The organism is Pseudoalteromonas sp. SR45-6 (assembly GCF_014163545.1).
In the GTDB taxonomy this organism is placed as follows: Bacteria; Pseudomonadota; Gammaproteobacteria; order Enterobacterales; family Alteromonadaceae; genus Pseudoalteromonas; species Pseudoalteromonas rhizosphaerae.
The window spans coordinates 1-369 of sequence record NZ_JACJDM010000204.1 but is presented as its reverse complement, the minus strand read 5'-3'; the positions used below and the strand labels follow the sequence as shown (position 1 = coordinate 369).

The 369-nt window shown below is 40.1% G+C and carries 1 protein-coding gene; it reads right to left on the bottom strand.

Features of this window, described 5'->3' with window-relative positions; genetic code table 11:
- A partial coding sequence (locus H5158_RS22920; RefSeq protein WP_182740996.1) for a helix-turn-helix domain-containing protein occupies positions 1–369 on the bottom strand: 369 nt, incomplete at both ends.

Here is a 369-nt window from a genome sequence, read left to right as displayed (position 1 = left end):
CACGCTTCTTGAGCAGTTTGTAAATATGATCGGTGTGATATCTTATGTTGAACTGGTCATAAATATACTGAGCAATATCTTCCCCCATTAGTCTGCCTCCTTCTGAAGAACTTGCTGACTGTTTTACATAATCTGACAGTGTATTTAGTTGTTGTGAGGTTAATTTAGCTGGACGACCTTTAATCGGTTTGTTGTTCAAGCCAGCAACGCCATTGTTAAGGTAGTTTGAAACCCATTTATTGAGACTGCCGCGCGCTGTATTTAGGCGCTTAGCAATATTCGTTCTGTTTTCACCCTCAAAGAATAATGAAACAGCAAGCAGGCGTATGCGCTTTCTTGCATTAGGCTCTTTACGTGATAAAGCTAAAA